At 48.9% G+C, this 16,030-nt stretch carries 14 protein-coding genes; 1 reads left to right on the forward strand and 13 read right to left on the reverse strand.

From position 1 onward, the window contains the following. Positions 1 to 14 precede the first annotated feature (14 nt). The 3 genes from NF212_RS13180 to NF212_RS13190 form a co-directional block, all read right to left on the reverse strand. Entirely contained in the window at positions 15 to 455 is a 441-nt protein-coding gene (locus NF212_RS13180) for a flagellar protein FlaG (protein ID WP_434356335.1), read from the reverse strand. 67 nt (positions 456 to 522) lie between these two features. Continuing rightward, positions 523 to 1,635, reverse strand: coding sequence for a flagellin (locus NF212_RS13185; protein ID WP_434356337.1), 1,113 nt, complete (start codon positions 1,633 to 1,635; stop codon positions 523 to 525). 291 nt (positions 1,636 to 1,926) lie between these two features. Continuing rightward, on the reverse strand, positions 1,927 to 3,066 hold the full coding sequence (locus NF212_RS13190) for a flagellin (RefSeq protein WP_434356339.1): 1,140 nt from the start codon (positions 3,064 to 3,066) through the stop codon (positions 1,927 to 1,929). Positions 3,067 to 3,462: 396 nt separating this feature from the next. Here NF212_RS13190 and NF212_RS13195 point away from each other — a divergent pair, with 396 nt between their 5' ends. Next, positions 3,463 to 5,589, forward strand: a complete 2,127-nt coding sequence (locus NF212_RS13195; protein ID WP_434356341.1) for a tetratricopeptide repeat protein — start codon at positions 3,463 to 3,465, stop codon at positions 5,587 to 5,589. A 66-nt stretch (positions 5,590 to 5,655) separates the two neighbouring features. Here the strand turns inward: NF212_RS13195 and flgL are convergent, their stop codons facing one another. The 10 genes from flgL to flgC form a co-directional block, all read right to left on the reverse strand. After that, positions 5,656 to 6,846, reverse strand: coding sequence for a flagellar hook-associated protein FlgL (flgL, locus tag NF212_RS13200; RefSeq protein WP_434356343.1), 1,191 nt, complete (start codon positions 6,844 to 6,846; stop codon positions 5,656 to 5,658). An 11-nt stretch (positions 6,847 to 6,857) separates the two neighbouring features. After that, the gene (gene flgK / locus NF212_RS13205; RefSeq protein WP_434356345.1) at positions 6,858 to 8,738 is read right to left on the reverse strand and encodes a flagellar hook-associated protein FlgK; all 1,881 of its coding nucleotides are present in this window, start codon (positions 8,736 to 8,738) and stop codon (positions 6,858 to 6,860) included. A gap of 169 nt (positions 8,739 to 8,907) precedes the next feature. Then, positions 8,908 to 9,870, reverse strand: a complete 963-nt coding sequence (flgJ, locus tag NF212_RS13210) for a flagellar assembly peptidoglycan hydrolase FlgJ (protein WP_434356347.1) — start codon at positions 9,868 to 9,870, stop codon at positions 8,908 to 8,910. Between the two features lie 11 nt (positions 9,871 to 9,881). Further along, positions 9,882 to 10,976, reverse strand: coding sequence for a flagellar basal body P-ring protein FlgI (locus tag NF212_RS13215; protein WP_434356349.1), 1,095 nt, complete (start codon positions 10,974 to 10,976; stop codon positions 9,882 to 9,884). A gap of 28 nt (positions 10,977 to 11,004) precedes the next feature. Beyond that, positions 11,005 to 11,805 carry a flagellar basal body L-ring protein FlgH gene (gene flgH, locus NF212_RS13220; protein ID WP_434356351.1) on the reverse strand — a complete coding sequence of 267 codons (801 nt, stop codon included), beginning with the start codon at positions 11,803 to 11,805 and terminating at the stop codon, positions 11,005 to 11,007. Between the two features lie 12 nt (positions 11,806 to 11,817). Next, the gene (gene flgG, locus NF212_RS13225; RefSeq protein WP_434356353.1) at positions 11,818 to 12,606 is read right to left on the reverse strand and encodes a flagellar basal-body rod protein FlgG; all 789 of its coding nucleotides are present in this window, start codon (positions 12,604 to 12,606) and stop codon (positions 11,818 to 11,820) included. A gap of 23 nt (positions 12,607 to 12,629) precedes the next feature. Then, positions 12,630 to 13,379, reverse strand: a complete 750-nt coding sequence (gene flgF / locus NF212_RS13230; protein ID WP_434356355.1) for a flagellar basal-body rod protein FlgF — start codon at positions 13,377 to 13,379, stop codon at positions 12,630 to 12,632. A gap of 162 nt (positions 13,380 to 13,541) precedes the next feature. Beyond that, positions 13,542 to 14,843, reverse strand: coding sequence for a flagellar hook protein FlgE (gene flgE / locus NF212_RS13235; RefSeq protein WP_434356357.1), 1,302 nt, complete (start codon positions 14,841 to 14,843; stop codon positions 13,542 to 13,544). 16 nt (positions 14,844 to 14,859) lie between these two features. After that, positions 14,860 to 15,597, reverse strand: coding sequence for a flagellar hook assembly protein FlgD (locus NF212_RS13240; protein WP_434356359.1), 738 nt, complete (start codon positions 15,595 to 15,597; stop codon positions 14,860 to 14,862). Positions 15,598 to 15,614: 17 nt separating this feature from the next. Then, positions 15,615 to 16,028, reverse strand: coding sequence for a flagellar basal body rod protein FlgC (flgC, locus tag NF212_RS13245; RefSeq protein ID WP_434356361.1), 414 nt, complete (start codon positions 16,026 to 16,028; stop codon positions 15,615 to 15,617). Positions 16,029 to 16,030 lie beyond the last annotated feature (2 nt).

Raw genomic sequence — 16,030 nt, forward strand, 5'->3', positions numbered from 1 at the left:
TTTTTAACCTCTCACTAAACGGTTTCTGTTACCAGTCCGCTAGCGTGACCGGACAGCTGTTTTGCAAGCTCCAGTACTTCCTCTTCAGGAATCTGACGAATAACCTGACCACTCCGCTTTTCATAAACAGTAATAATGCTGCGGCCGGTGTCTTCATCAAGTTTGAAAGCTAACCCTTTGTTGAAAGACGAAACGAACTCATCGAGATGTTCCATCATTTTTTCCAACTGATCACGCTTCAGGGTGTCTACTTTTGCAATGTTTTCACTGGCTCGTACCGCGCGGTTCGATTCAGTCTTCATCGCCTGGTGCGCAGCGTTTCCTCCTTGCTGCGACGCCAATGCACCTTCAGCATTTGCTTTACCTCTAGCAACATTTGTACCACCAGAGTAGGCGTCACGCTGACCATGGGCTCCGGATGCATTCGAAGTGGCAGAATAAGATGAAATATCCATCGTAATCACCTCACAATCGCACAAGTTAGCGGGATATTATCCCGCTAACTGGATGTCGAATCTTACCTTAACCCAGTAAGCTCAACGCAGCTGATGGTGCTTGCTTCGCTTGCGCCAGGATAGACATACCTGATTGCTGCAGAATCTGAGACTTAGTCATTTGCGTAGTTTCCTTCGCAAAGTCAACGTCACGGATTCGGCTGTTAGACGCACTTACGTTTTCGTTAATGTTGTTCAGGTTACCGATAGTATGAGACAGACGGTTCTGTTTCGCACCTAAATCGGCGCGTTCTGAATCGATATACTGCAGAGCGTTGTCAATCAGGCCTACTGCTTTTTGTGCACCACCCACAGAAGTAACATCTACATCTTTGATAGTTTGTGCACTCTTGGAACCGACAGCAATACCCAGAGAAGTTGCAGCAGCACCACCAAACGCAACGGTTGCGTCAGAAGTAGTAACGATTTGCAGTTTGCCTTCTTCAGTAACAGATGCACTGAAGTTACCACCAGAGTTACCGTTAAGCAGTGTTGCCACTTCTTCGATATCGTCACCGGCCTTCAGGTTTACCGCGACAGTATTACCAGAAACAGTGATTGACAGAGTGTTCGCTGAAGCAGCCCAGCCAGCAGACGCACCGACAGTACCGGTGTAAACATCGCCGCCCATTTCTTTTTCATCAGCACGGATGTTTTTGAATTCCATCATTACTGCTTCACCTGCATCCGCACCCACTTGGAATGCACGGGTACCAAAGGTACCGTTCAGCAGTTTCTGGCCACCGAAAGAGGTAGTTTCAGCAATACGGTTCAATTCGTCCTGCAGAGCTACCACTTCTTCCTGGATAGCTTGGCGCTCATCAGTGCTGTTTACACCGTTAGCTGATTGCAGGGACAAGTCACGCATACGTTGCAGGATGCTGGTTGACTCTTCCATTGCACCTTCTGCAGTTTGTGACATAGAGATGCCATCGTTGGCGTTACGTACAGCAACGTCCAAACCACGGCTTTGTGAAATCAGTCGGTTAGAGATTTGCAGACCTGCTGCATCGTCTTTAGCGCTGTTAATACGGAAACCTGAAGACAGGCGTTCCATAGATTTATTCAGAGCATCTGTCGAGTTGTTCAGGTAGCGCTGAGCAGTCATCGCAGACACGTTAGTGTTCACTGTAATCGCCATAATGATCTCCTTTGTATCTCTAATTCGGCTTTGCCCAGCTCACCAGGAAAAACCAATTTTCTCTGTGTTACCTGATGTAGCGGCAAGGGTGGCAATAACTTTAAGAAAAATTTCGGCATTTTTTTGCCGCGTATTGCCTCTAATAACCGTTGCATTAACCTTATCGGCGATAACAAAGAAGACTTTACAAATATTTCAAAAAATACTTATAGCTAAGGAACATCCGTCATTTGGAACAAAAGAAAAGCGGCCTGAATCGGCCGCTTAAAGGAAATGGGTGCAACAGAAAAATCACTGAAGAAGGTTGAGCGCCGCCTGTGGCAACTGCTTAGCCTGCGCCAGTATAGATGTACTGGATTGTTGCAGGATCTGCTTCTTAGTAAGCTCTGTTGTTGTCTTGGCAAAGTCGGTATCCCGAATTCGGCTGTTTGAATCAGACACGTTTTCTTTGATGTTTGCCAAGTTACTGATGGTATGGGACAGACGGTTCTGTTTTGCACCCAGATCTGCTCGCTGACCATCAATATAACGAAGGGCTGAATCGATAACGCCTACTGCCATCTGCGCGCCACCAACCGTACTTACATCCAGATTTTGTGCTGTAATCTGAGTTCCTGCGCCTGTAGTCAGTCCCAGAGACGCGGCTAATGCACCACCAAAGGTGAGGTTACCCGTCAGGTTTGGCTCATCAACAAACACCTGAAGCTGGCCGTTCTCATCAACAGAGGCTTCCAGTTTGTCTGTCTGGCCGTTGATGTACGTCGCCAGTTCTTCAATATCATCCCCGGCTTTGGCGTTAACTGTCAGACTGATGGCTTCACCGGATTTTGTGGTAAAGCTCATGACCAGGGTTGCAGCAGAACCGGAAACACCCCAGTTTGCTGATTTGGCAACAGTACCAGCAAACTCAGCACCACCCATCCGGAAGTCATCGGCACGGATACTTGTGAGGCCCATAATGATTGCCTCACCGGAATCAGCACCAATTTGGAATGCGGTTTCACCGAATGATCCGTTCAAAAGCTTACGTCCACCAAACGACGTAGTTTCTGCGATACGGTTCAATTCGTCTTGCATTGCTTCCATCTCTTCCTGGATAGCTCCGCGCTCTGAATTACTGTTTACACCGTTAGCGGACTGCAAAGACAGATCGCGCATACGTTGGAGAATATTGGTTGATTCCTGCATCGCACCTTCGGCAGTCTGTGCAATTGAAATACCGTCATTGGCATTTCGCATTGCCACATCCAGGCCACGAGCCTGGGCGACCAATCGGTTTGAAATTTGAAGACCAGCTGCGTCATCTTTTGCACTGTTAATTCTGCTACCGGACGACAGTCTTTCCATTGCCGTATTGAGCTCACCTGTAGCCTTGTTCAGGTAACGCTGCGCAGTCATCGCAGACACGTTGGTGTTTACTGTTACACCCATTTTGCTCTCCTTTGACTTTCGCTTGTGTTCGCGAAACAGCCTACCCGCAACAAGCTGACAATGTGGTGCAGCGGGACCAGCTAGAACATCTATGTTAATCGGCCGGCAATGTATCGAGTTGTTAACGCCGGTAACCTTGCCGTTTCACAGTCATGAATACAATTACTGTGCCAATTATTAAATTACTTGTAGAAACAATGCATTGCCGTAAATTTAACTTTATTCGCAATGACAAAAGCGGCAACATTCCGCCCTGATGCCAACCACTTCCGGCTATGCGGCAATCTATTTGCCCAGCCATTTTATTTCTTTAGTGTAGTCATAAATAAGATCTTTTCAGGCACAATACTTGCCTGAACACGTTTCATTACCTATTCAATTCACCGGACTCCCCCCATGACTGAGAACTCTCACAAATTAACTCTTGAACAGGCATTTCAGCATGGTGTGTCGCTGTACCAACAAAACAGCAAGGCCGAAGCCCGAGCTGTTTTCGAAGAAATCCTTACGTTCGCCCCAGATGCTGTTCCTGTTTTGCAGGTGCTTGCTGTCCTTGATAGTGAACAAGGGTTGCTCAATAACGCAGAACAACGCCTACGTGCGGCAGCAGACATTGCCCGAGAGGATGACTCTGTCCTGTTCGATCTGGCCGTAGTGCTGAAAGAACAGGGTAAAAACCTTGAGGCCCTGGACTGGGTTGAGCTGCTTCTTTCCCGGAACCCCGGTCAGCAAGAACTGCTGGCAATGCGGCAATCTCTTACCGCAAAGACAGGTAATAAGGCCGAAAGCCGCCGGACGGCAAAAGCAGCAGAGACGGCTTCAAGCCAAAGGCAATCCATTGAGGATGAAATCCAGACAAGTCTTGATGCCGTTCGACAGCTTATCGATACAGATAACGTCACCCAGGCTGAAGCACTGCTGAAAGCAATATTGGCAATCGCCCCGTCGCACCCGGATGCACTGTTAGAGAAAGGAAAGATGCTGACCGCTTCCGGTGCACTTCCCGAAGCAAGACAGTCATTCCTGCTGGCACTGCAACATACAAAAAATAAAAGTGCTGCAACCAAGTTGCTTATTGATTGTGAAGTCGCGCTCACACTGTATAAGGAAGCCAGAAGCCACTGTATTGACGGGCTGAGGGAATCACCTGATGACGAGACTCTGCTACGTCGCCTCCTAAATATTTACTCAAGCGAGAAAAACTGGGCCAAGGTAAAAGAGACTGCAGATACGCTGTTGAAAATTAATCCGGCACAACCCCTTCTTCACTATATACGGGCAGAAGCGCGGTTTATGGATTTTCGGCAGCGCCAGAATTTCACTCCGACTTCCTTGGCAGAGTGTGAAAATACACTCACCAAAGCCCTGGCTAAAATTCCACCTGAGAAAACCAGTAAACTGAAAACCTTTATTGCAGAGCTCAAGTGGTATCAGGGGCATCCCGAAGAAGCACTTGCCTTAATCAAGGCTTATACCGATGCCAACCCAGACGATCACGAGGCGGCATTTAACCTGACATTTATCTACAAAACGCTGAAACAGTGGAAGGAACATTATGAAGCTAATGAGCGCGGCATAGCGGCTGGCCTGCGCTTAAAAGCAGCAGGGGCCACCCCGGTATGGGTACCCGGAGAAAACAATGACGACATCGTATTAGTCATGTCAGAACAAGGTGTGGGTGATGAAATCCGTTATTATCACAACCTGAGCTATGTGCTTGAACGCAGTAAAAAGGTCTTTGTTGGCTGCGAGCCACGCCTGATACCGGCGCTCTCTTGTGCCTATCCTGAAGCTCATTTCTTCGGAATTAAGCGCCAGCCAGGGGTGCCAATTCAACTACCGGAAAACGTCACGGCAGAGATAACACACTGGATTGCTGCCGGAAGCCTGGCGAAGATGGTATTTGATTCTTGCGGACAACATGTTTACAAAGACAGCTGGATTAATACTCCCTCGACGTTGCAATCTGCATGGCAAACAAAGATTTCTGCGCTTAAAGAACAGAGTGGAAATAAGCCTGTCATCGGACTTTGCTGGCGAAGCGGTCTGGCTGCCGCATCACGGAACTTCTATTACCTCAACATCAAAGATGTCATCGCACTGGTAAATTCGATTCCTGATGCAGTGTTTGTGAACCTGCAATACGGAGACTGCAAAGACGAACTCAGCAGGATCAAACGAGCCACAGGCAGGGATATCATTACTTTTGACGATCTCGATTTGAGGGATGACTTTGCCGGTACGGCAGCACTGATACAAAACCTGGATCTTGTCATCTCGGCTGGTACAGCTGTACACATGCTTACCAGTGCCACGGAGACCCCGTGTTTTGTATTCTTTTTCGGCAAACATGACTCCGACCCATTCAAGCCCGAACGCCTTCATACCAGCAGGGAGATCGGGTTTGTGTATCCTCCGCTCGTGCCCAACAAACTCGATGTTGTAAACGCTATTGCTGCTTCGGTGAAGCAATATATAAGTACCGGGAGCCTTGACCAGGCCCTTTCAATCAACCGGCATTAAGACGTGAAAAAGCCCGGCTAACCTGAGTCAGCCGGGCTTTTTATTCTGTTTTACGCTGTCACCACGTTAAATGTAGTTAAACAGGGTCAAATCTTTGGCTTTCGCAAAAGCCTGTTGGGATGCCTGAAGTGCAACCATATTTTCATTGAGATCAATAACTGCCTTCGAATAATCCAGGTCTTCAAGCGTACTCAGCGACTTGTTCAACACCAGTTTGTAATCTTTGTGCATATCTTCCTGGCGATCCAATGTTTGAAGACGTGAACCCACTTCAGACCGCGCTTTGTTAAGGTGCTTGAATGCGGCAGTAAACTCTTCGGTTGCCTGTTGCAACTCGGCGTTGGCTGAGGCGTCGTTGTTGTCGCGGTCAGTCAGCTCAATGGCTTTGCGGAAGGCATCAAACGGGTTCACTTTATCTTGCCGCGTTAAATCGACAGAATCTCCATCCAGCATTTCGCCCTCAAAACGGACATTCAGCGTGCCAAACTGAACCCCCGATTGAGGATCGTAGGGTGACGACTGTACAAGGCTGCCATTTTGGTACACCTCAGCCATCATGACGCCGTTATTGTCCTTAAAGCTGACGTTATACTGTGCATTATCGGCATCATTGGTATTGACTGCATTGGAGATCAACAGCAAGGATCCCTCTTTCAAATTGTAATCCGGCTGATAATCCCCATAGGGGTTATCTATTTCCAGAAACAGTTTGTCGCCCGGGTCACTGACAGCAATTTCCACCGCCGGTGCCACTTGAGCAGACCGGAAGTAGCTGTCCCCAACATACCGGACATTGTTCTGGGTATCACGGTAGAACGGTTGGGTACTGGCTTTTGTACCGGAAAAGAGGAAGTTTCCGGATTCATCTTTGGTGTTTACCAAGTTCATAAATCCGTCGAACAATCCTTCCAGATCCTGACGATGCGCGATGCGGTCTTCCTTGGACAATGAACCGTTGATAATTGCCATGGTTTTACGCTTGGCTGAATCCATAAGTTGCTCGGCTTCGCTGAGCGTTATCTCCTCACGGTTCTGTCGGTTACGTGCCAACGTGATGGAATCAACATACTGATCCAGCTGCTTGTCCTGTTGATGGAAATTCTGGATGTATACCGAGGCTAACGGGTCATCACCAGCGCTGCTCACTCTCTCGCCTGATGCAAGGTGACTTTGCGTATCCTGTACACGAACCTGCTGGCGCATGATGTCATTCGACACTGTCTGATAATTATGGAAACTGGCAAGCCTGCTAATCATTGTTCAATCTCCTAGCGGGTCGCGTTCAGAAGCTGTTCAAAAGCTTCATTTGCTGCAGACATAATGCGTGATGATGCCATGTACGCGTGTTGGAATTTCATCATGTTGGCAGCTTCTTCATCCAGGTTCACCCCTGAGACCTGCGCAACCCGGCTTTCGGCTTCCTGAAGCTCGACACCTGTGACTTCCCGCATACGTTGGAAACTGTTTTTCTGCATACCGACTTCCGTGTTCAGCCCTTCAAAAACATCGACGATAGTTGAACGGCCATTATTCATGAACTTTTGTGTCTGCAGCCTTTGCATCAGCATCAGGTTTCCATTGTCACCGTCTGCCGGGTTCAGGCTGACGGCAAATACATCTTCCGGCTCAGCACCGGCACTGAGTTCAAATACCGTACCGTTTACGTTTACCGGGCCCGCAGGTGGATAAGTCTGGGGAGCCACCAGTACACTGCCGTTTTTATCAAGTACCGCAAACTGGGTGGCGTCTGGTGATACAACAACCTGAAACTCGTTCTGGGCACCTTTTGCCGTAATTTTCAGCTCTGCGTTACCCAACAGGCGGGACGCTGAACTGATAACGCTCTGGGTGGCAATTTGCTCACCATGGTCCATAGTAACCCGGATTTCATTGGCAGCATGGCGGACAGGACGGATATAGACTTTTTCATTGGGAGACAAACCAGCATCAACCTGTACGCGCAAACCATCCACCTCAAAACTTGGTGGTGTCCCGGTTGGTGCAACTGTCAGCTTGTTCCCATCCGGTTTAGTCAATGAGTAGCTGGATCCGTCAAATGTCAGGGCATAATCGCCACTTTTCAGCGCACGCAAATCATCAATATATACTTTGATATCGGCCGTTGAGTCGCCACGTTTAATCACGCGATTTGCCGCTATATTGTCGTTATTGAAGTCGGTAAACATATTTCGCCCAACTTCGCCGTTCAAATCAAAGCCCTGATTCTGAAGCCCATTCAAAGACTGGGCAAAACCAACAGCAATACGGCCAAGCTCGTCCTGTACCATGGGGATAGTTTTATCCCGGTACTCAAACAGCGATCCCAGCTTACCGCCAACATCCGCCTTGGAAATTGCCTTTACACTCTTACCTTCCACCAACGCGAGCTGTGTCCGAGTGCTGTCCGGGCTGCCATCCAGCGTTGTGAGTGTGCTCGATTGCGTACCTGACACCAGCATATGCCCGTTGCCAATCATAACGTTGTACAGGCCATCATTTTCCCGGGGAGTAACGGTGACTTTGGTATATTCAGACAACTCTTTTATCAATCGGTCATGGCGATCCATCAAGTCATTACTGTGACCCTGAGTTCGAATCATGGTGTGGTGCACTTCCACCAGCTCTTCGCCGATTTGGTTAATCCGCTGAGTCATCGCATGGATTTGTTCGGTTGTATCAAACGACTGCTGCTGGACTATGTGATGAATATCGTTCAAAGCCGCCGCACTGAGCTTGGCTTTCTCCAGGACTACTTTCCTTGCACCCATGTCATTGGGTGTATCCGCAAGGGTTTTCACTGCACCGAAAAAATCATTGATATTTTGAGGAATTTTCCCCGCTGAGTTTGCCATTACATCATTCAGCAATGCGAGTTGTGTATCGCGGTCAGCAGCATAATTGTGGGTCGTGGTTGCCAGGTTCATTTCATTGACGGCAAATTTGTCATAGTTGCGGTTAACCGCAACAGCCCGTACACCGGTCCCCCAGTTTTGATCTGCCCAATACTGCGGAGCATTGGTTGCCTGCTCAACCATCTGCCGGCTGTAACCCTCAGTGTTGACATTACTGATGTTATGGCCGGTTGTATTGAGCTGGCGCTGCGCTGTGAGAACACCCTGCGCGCCCAGGTTGAGAAGATCAAACCCCATTATTCCTCCGGGTTATACGGTTTGCCGCCAAGCGGCAAACATCAAGCTACCCAGGATAAATGCAATTATCGAGCCACTAGTTTATATCGATACTTTTCAATAGGATAAGAACAGAAAAACAGAGAAAGACAAGAAGGAGGCAATGCTTTGCCTAAATAAAAAATGCCGCTTACTGCGGCATGATTTTCTTCACTTTATCAAACACCCGCATCACTTTATCCGGGTAGTTAGGATCAGTAGCGTAGCCCGCTTGGTGCAAGCCATGGATAAATTCGCTGGGATCACCGGCAGATTTCAATGCATTGCCGTAGCGGGGATTGTTGTGAAGGAAGGCAACATAATCATCAAAACTGTCTTGGTAGGAATCATAAGAGCGGAATGCTGCAGTTTCCTGCACCGGGATGCCGTCATAGACCTCAAGTGTACGGGTTGCCATTTTAGGGCCAGCCCAACGGGAATCGGCCTTGATATTGAAAAGATTGTGACTGAAACGCCCGGCGTTGTTGATCACCTTGTTGCCCCAGCCCGTTTCCAGTGCTGCTTGTGCAAGGATGATTGCAGGGTCTGCACCTAATGCACGGGCTGCTTTTTTAGCATATGGGCTCATACTGGCAACAAAAGCCTCCGGAGATTCAAAGCTCTCACTTTGTTTTACCGGGTGGACCGTATTTTCCAACGGAGCACGCATCAGCCTGCGCAGACGTTGCACTTCTGCCAAGGCGTTCTCAGCAGCCTCTGATGCATGAGCTTCTTTAACGGGAAGCCGCAACGCACTGTCTACTGCTGCGGTACGCATTACTGCCTGTGGATGTTTTTCTTTGTCACCCGAAAGCTGCTGCACAATCAGGTCTGCCAACCCCAGGGATCCTTCCTTGCTCAGGTTAGATGCCAGTTGTTCATCTGCCATCTGCTCATAGAATTTACTGGTGCGGTTATCAACAAGATCGGATTCAAACACCTTGTTGGCATTTCGCATCGATTTAAACAGCATCTGGGTAAACAGCGCCTCAAACTGCTTTGCGGCGGCATGAAGGGCGGCTTTCTCGTCATCACCACCTTTTTGCGCCTGTTGGCGCAAGGTATCAAGTGAAGCCAGATCCTGGATAAATCCGATATCAGCAGGTGATTTCACAGTCAGGCTCCTTAAATAACGATCAATTGCCCTTCAATGGCTCCAGCCTGTTTAAGCGCCTGTAAAATAGCCATCAAATCTGAAGGGGCAGCGCCGACGCTGTTTACTGCTCGTACAAGGTCATCAAGGGTTGCCCCTGGCTGGAAGTTAAACATCCGGCCTTTCTCTTCTTTAACCTGTACATCCGAATCCGGAACCACAACCGTATTTCCACCGGCAAGTGCATTTGGCTGACTGACTTTAAGGTTTTCTTTTATGGAAACGGTCATTCCGCCGTGGGTAATAGCAGCCGGTTTGAGGTGGACATGCTGGCCAACCACAATAGTACCGGTGCGGGAGTTTACAATAATCTTGGCACTGCCTTCTGCCGGGTTGAACTCGAGATTTTCTATTGTCGATAGGAATGCGACTCGCTGGCCAACATCCCGTGGAGCTCGAACACGTACAGAGGTAGAGTCAGTTGCAGAAGCCATGTCAGGGCCAAGGAACTGGTTTATAGCATCAGCCATACGCTGGGCAGTCGTGAAATCCGGCTGCTGTAGGTTAAATGTGAGGTAATCGCCGCGCGCAAACGGGTTAGGAATCTCCTGCTCTACCGTTGCCCCGCCGCTAATCCGGCCTACTGTAGGGGTATTGCCGATCAGCTTGGAGCCATCAGCACCTTCTGCACTAAAGCCACCAACAATCAAGCTGCCTTGTGCAACAGCGTAAATTTTCCCATCCAGGCCTTTGAGGAAAGTCTGCAGCAGTTCACCACCACGCAAGCTTTTGGCAGTGCCAATTGATGAGACGGTCACATCAATTTTTTGCCCCTGCTTGGCAAAGGCCGGAATTTCTGCGTTTACTACAACAGCGGCAACGTTCTTGGTTTTAGGTTTGGTACCAGGTGGCAACTGAATGCCGAAATTTTTGAGCAGAGAGTTGAAGCTTTGGTCCATAAACGGAGAAGATGACTCACCGGTCCCCGGCAGTCCGACTACCAATCCATAACCTACCAGGCTGTTACTGCGTACACCGGCAATATCTGCCACATCCTTGATGCGCGCTGCATGCCCTGGAAGGGAAAAGAATATCAGTGCTGCCGCAATCGCCTTAGCCCAATTCATGTGTCAAAACTCCGCCTTTTTAAACCTGTTAGAGAGTCACATTAAAAAATCGTGCCAACCAGCCTTGCTCTTGCGTATCCTGACGGTCACCCGTACCGGAATACTGAATGCGGGCATTGGATATTCGGTTTGAGGCAATGGTATTGTCCGGCTGGATATCATCCGGGCGGATAGTGCCACTCAGGCGGATATACTCGTCACCGGTATTCAGTGTCAGCCATTTCTCGCCCCGGACCATCAGGTTGCCATTCGGCATAATATCGACAACCTCCACAGAAATAGAACCTGAGATACTGTTGCTTTGGTCTGCGCTCGAGGTCCCTGAGAATTTGTTGTCATTCTTAAGTGCGTAGGAAAGGTTGTATTCACCAATTTCCATCGCCTTGCCACCCAGTTCAAGCGGATCCATGCTCAAGTCATTTTTCTTGTTGAGATCAGAGCTGGCGCTCTTTTTCGCCTGGGTTTTCTCTTCCAGCATAACGGTCACAATGTCACCAATCAGGCGCGGCTTTGTATCGTCATAAAGGTTGTGGACTTGTTTGGAATTGAACAGAGACCCCGTTGCCGTTGCATAATGTTCCGGTTGGCGTTGCGGACGGATTGGCACCCATGCAGGATCCCCTGCCACGGCATCTTCACGCCGGCGAAGGGAATCAAGAATGCCACCACTTTGGGTGGTATTACCTTCAACTGCATCTGTGGTGGTGGTAGCCTGTTCAACATCGGAACCGACCTCTGGGGCAGCACAGCCATACATGACAACTGCGGCAAAGCATACCAGCACCTGTTTAGCCAAATAAGTTGGCTTGTTTGCTAACAGATTAATCATGTTATCGATTCCTTACAGTTGCTGGTTCACGTAGCTCAGCATCTGGTCAACAGCAGAAATTACTTTAGAGTTCATTTCATAAACGCGCTGCGCTTCGATCATATTGACCAATTCTTCAGTTACGTTGACGTTCGACGTTTCCAACATGGACTGACGAATTGCACCCATCCCATCAACACCAGGGACGCCTTCCTGAGGGTCACCGCTGGCACCGGTTGGTAAAAACAGGTTCTGGCCGATAGGCTCAAGGCCCCCCGGGTTGATGAAATCAGACAGGGTAATCTGGCCTAAGATAGCATCCTGCTGCTGGCCCCGAATACGTGCTGACACCTGCCCGTCCGTACCAATAGTAATTTTCACAGCATCATCCGGAACAACGATCTGTGGCTCCAGTGGATAACCTGAACCGGAGGTAACGATGGTGCCTTCATCGTTGAGAGTAAACTGGCCGTTGCGGGTATAGCCGATATTGCCGTCCGGCATCAGGATCTGGAAGAAACCATGTCCCTCAACCATCGCATCCAGTGAGTTATTGGTTGTCTGCACATTACCTTGGGTATGCACCTTCTGGGTTGCCACAACTTTAGAACCGGCACCCAACATCAAACCGCTTGGAAGCTCGGTATTCTGGGATGACTGACCGCCAGGCTGGTTAATGTTCTGGTAAAACAGGTCTTCAAATACAGCGCGGGCTTTCTTGTAGCCCACTGTCGAGGCGTTAGCCAAGTTGTTAGAAATGGTCGCAATGTTAGTCTGCTGTGCATCTAGACCGGTTTTACTTACCCAAAGTGCTGGTTGCATACCTTAACTCTCCAAAAATTCCGTTAGCCCAGACGCATCAGTGATGTAGATGCCTGATCCAGCTCTTCTGCGGTTTTCATTAATTTGACCTGCATTTCAAAGTGACGCTGCAGATCAATCAGGCTGGTCATCTCTTCAATAGGGTTCACATTGCTGCCTTCAAGAGCACCACTCAACAGTGTCACACTCGCATCTGCATCAAACACAGTACCCGGCTGAATCGGCTTGAAGACACCATTGTTATCTTTAAACAATTGTCGGTTGTCAGGGCGGACAAGTTTAATCCGTCCAATTTCCTCGATCGCTTCAGCCGGTGCTCCCTGTGGAAGCACTGAGACGGTACCGTCTTTACCTATTTCAATTTTGCTGATAGGCAATGGCACAATGATCGGTGCGTCATTGTCACCCAAAATCGATTGCCCATAGTCATTTTGCAGGATACCCGTCTGATCAATTTTAAGGTGCCCGGCGCGGGTATACCCTTCTTGCCCGGTACCATCCAGGACTGCAATCCAGCCATCCCCTTCGATCGCGACATCCAGATCACGGCCGGTTGTAATTGTAGAACCTTGACGAAAACTGTATCCCGGACGCTCAGTCATGCTGAAAACACGGGTCGGCAAACCTTCACCATACGCCTGCATTGAACGGGCTTGCTCCATATCCGCACGGAAGCCGGTAGTATTAGCATTGGCGAGGTTGTTGGCTCTGACCTGCAAAGCATACATATCTTGCTTTGCTCCACTCATCGCCAGGTATAAGGCACGATCCATATTCTTGCTCTCTCAAGATTCTCCAATCTTAATTAAGCAATAATTATACCAAGTATATATGATATTGATTTGACAGGGCTGCATGATGAAAGCCTCTGTATTTCAGGAAGGAAATTGCCGCTTGGCAAGCAAGCGGCAATCTAAACTGGCAAAAATTATCAGTTAGCGGATCTGCAGGATGGTTTGCTGCATCTGGTTACCCACTTCAAGCGCACGGGAGTTCGCCTGGAAGTTACGCTGAGCTGTAATAAGGTCAACCAGTTCCTGTGTCATATCGATGTTCGACTGCTCCAGGGTACCACTCTTTATCTGGCCAAATGATCCCTGCATCGCTTCGCCAAATACGGGGTCACCAGATACCTGGCTAACACGCCACTGTGTGTTACCCACCTGCTGAAGGCCTTGCTGGTCGGCCACACGAACCATGGCTACGCGACCCAGAGATACGTTTTCACCATTACTGTAAGTCGCAACGATGGTGCCCTTAGGGTCAATATCTACTTTTGCAAGGTAACCGGTAGTGGCACCGTCATCGGTAAATTTACGCAGTTCAAACGGCGCAGCGTATTGTGTCGGGTTATCAAAGTTGAACGTCAGAGTCTGGCTGACATCAGCACCATTCATTTCGATGCCTGCAGAAGCGAAGTCCTGAGTAACGATTGGGTTGCCACCGTTGATGTTATTTACAGAGCCGTCGGCATTAAAATCCATCGTGCTGCCGACCATCCCTGTAGCTGTGGATGCACCACCGCCATTTACATTCAGTGGTTTTTCACCATTTCCGTCAGATACAGTGTAAAACGAAGCCCAGCGGTTGGGAGCCGAATTATCCTTAACGTAGTAGGTGGTCATTTTGTATGCCTGACCAAGACTGTCGTAAATGGTAGTTGACGTTGCCTTGTTATAAGTATCAGGATCTTGCGGATTAAACTGGGTTACGTCCTTGCCACCAGCTCCCGCTGGAAGGTTCAGCCCAATTTCTACATTGGCTGATGCCCGGGGCTGTCCAAACTGATCCGGGACTTCCAGTGCCTTTGGCTCATAAGAGCCCACATCCCCGGTTTGCTGGTCAACGCCGTAACCAAGCAGGTATTGGCCATCTGCGTTGATGATAAAGTTATCTTTATCCAGATGGAACGCACCGTTTCGAGTAAGGTTATTGTCGGCAGTCTGGAGGCGATCATTGGCTATTGCAAAGTAACCATTACCGCTGATACGCAAGTCCATCGGGTTGTTGGTATAAATACTCGAACCTTCGTGAAACTGCTGGGCAACGACTGACGTCTGAACACCAGCACCGTTAGTGGTTTTGGCGTTTGAGAAGATAGACGTTGAGTATACATCACCAAATTCCGCACGGGACTCTTTAAAGCCATAAGTGTTAGCGTTGGCAATGTTGTTACTCGTAGTGTTCATGTCCTTTTGGGCTGCACCCAGACCACTTAATGCAATATTAAATGACATTGTGACTTCTCCTCACTTAACTTTTGCTGACATCGCCTACATCGGCGTTACCGACCTCGAGTACCTCAGCAAGCTTAACAGGCGAGGCGAAACCAGCGAGGTTGAGCATGACGTTTCCGTCACCTTTGCCCAAAAGCACACTGTTTACATGTGCATAGGTTGAAAGGTCAAATTCCTTGGCCTTTCCGTCGACCATACCGCCGACATTCAAATTATATTTACCCGGAGGCAATGGGTTGCCAGCATCGTCTGTGCCATCCCATTCAACACGATGGTCACCTGCGGGCTTCGCTCCCAAACCAAAAGTCTTAAGCAATTGTCCATGCTCATTTTCAACACGGACTATTAGATCGCTGACGGCTTGAGGCAGCTTGACCATGGCAGCCAGACCACCAGCACCTTTCATCGCAGAATTTCCGGCCACCAGGACGTCACGCCCAACAAGAGATGAAGCCTGTAGTGCCTGGCTGGATGTCATCGCTGAGTTCAACGAGCCAAATTGCTCATTCATCTTGCCAATGCCATCAACCGTTGCAAAAGATGCCATTTGGGCAATCATCTGGTCGTTACTAACAGGCTTAAACGGATCTTGCTGTGACAGCTGCTTGGTCAGGAGCGAAAGGAAATCCTCCTGATTGAGATCTTTTTGACCCGTTACGTTATCAGCTTCCTTCTGCAGCTTTTCTTGCTGCATTTTTTTGAGCTGATCGATGTAGGACAAGCTGCCTGCGCCAGTGCCTTCAATCCCGGCCATGCTTTAATCCTCCTGCCTTATTGGCCCATCTGAAGCGTGCGCAGCAACATCTGCTTGCTCGAATCAGCGACCTGGACATTTGTTTGGTATGCACGTGATGCAGAAATCATATTTGCCATTTCCTCCATCACATTGACGTTTGGTTTATAAATATAGCCTTGGTCATTCGCCATTGGATGATCCGGGTTATATTCGGCCAGCAAAGGTTTGGCACTTTCAACTACACCCAACACCTTTACCGGGATTGCATTCGGGTCACTGGTGAACCGATTAAGTTCTGCGGCAAATATTGGCTCGCGGGCCCGGTAAGTTTCTGCCGCACTGCTGCTGACGGAGTTTGCGTTAGCCAGGTTACTGGATGTTGTGTTCAGCCGAACAGACTCAGCACTCATCGCTGATCCTGTTACATTAAATACGTTAAACAGGCTCATCC

Source organism: Parasalinivibrio latis (assembly GCF_036825535.1).
Lineage (GTDB): Bacteria > Pseudomonadota > Gammaproteobacteria > Enterobacterales > Vibrionaceae > Parasalinivibrio > Parasalinivibrio latis.

Bases quoted from the DNA above. Each gene is read 5' to 3' on its own strand.
- NF212_RS13180 (WP_434356335.1), bottom strand. From the start codon at position 455: ATGGATATTTCATCTTATTCTGCCACTTCGAATGCATCCGGAGCCCAT.
- NF212_RS13185 (WP_434356337.1), bottom strand. From the start codon at position 1,635: ATGGCGATTACAGTGAACACTAACGTGTCTGCGATGACTGCTCAGCGC.
- NF212_RS13190 (WP_434356339.1), bottom strand. From the start codon at position 3,066: ATGGGTGTAACAGTAAACACCAACGTGTCTGCGATGACTGCGCAGCGT.
- NF212_RS13195 (WP_434356341.1), top strand. From the start codon at position 3,463: ATGACTGAGAACTCTCACAAATTAACTCTTGAACAGGCATTTCAGCAT.
- flgL (WP_434356343.1), bottom strand. From the start codon at position 6,846: ATGATTAGCAGGCTTGCCAGTTTCCATAATTATCAGACAGTGTCGAAT.
- flgK (WP_434356345.1), bottom strand. From the start codon at position 8,738: ATGGGGTTTGATCTTCTCAACCTGGGCGCGCAGGGTGTTCTCACAGCG.
- NF212_RS13215 (WP_434356349.1), bottom strand. From the start codon at position 10,976: ATGAATTGGGCTAAGGCGATTGCGGCAGCACTGATATTCTTTTCCCTT.
- flgH (WP_434356351.1), bottom strand. From the start codon at position 11,805: ATGATTAATCTGTTAGCAAACAAGCCAACTTATTTGGCTAAACAGGTG.
- flgG (WP_434356353.1), bottom strand. From the start codon at position 12,606: ATGCAACCAGCACTTTGGGTAAGTAAAACCGGTCTAGATGCACAGCAG.
- flgF (WP_434356355.1), bottom strand. From the start codon at position 13,379: ATGGATCGTGCCTTATACCTGGCGATGAGTGGAGCAAAGCAAGATATG.
- flgE (WP_434356357.1), bottom strand. From the start codon at position 14,843: ATGTCATTTAATATTGCATTAAGTGGTCTGGGTGCAGCCCAAAAGGAC.
- NF212_RS13240 (WP_434356359.1), bottom strand. From the start codon at position 15,597: ATGGCCGGGATTGAAGGCACTGGCGCAGGCAGCTTGTCCTACATCGAT.
- flgC (WP_434356361.1), bottom strand. From the start codon at position 16,028: ATGAGCCTGTTTAACGTATTTAATGTAACAGGATCAGCGATGAGTGCT.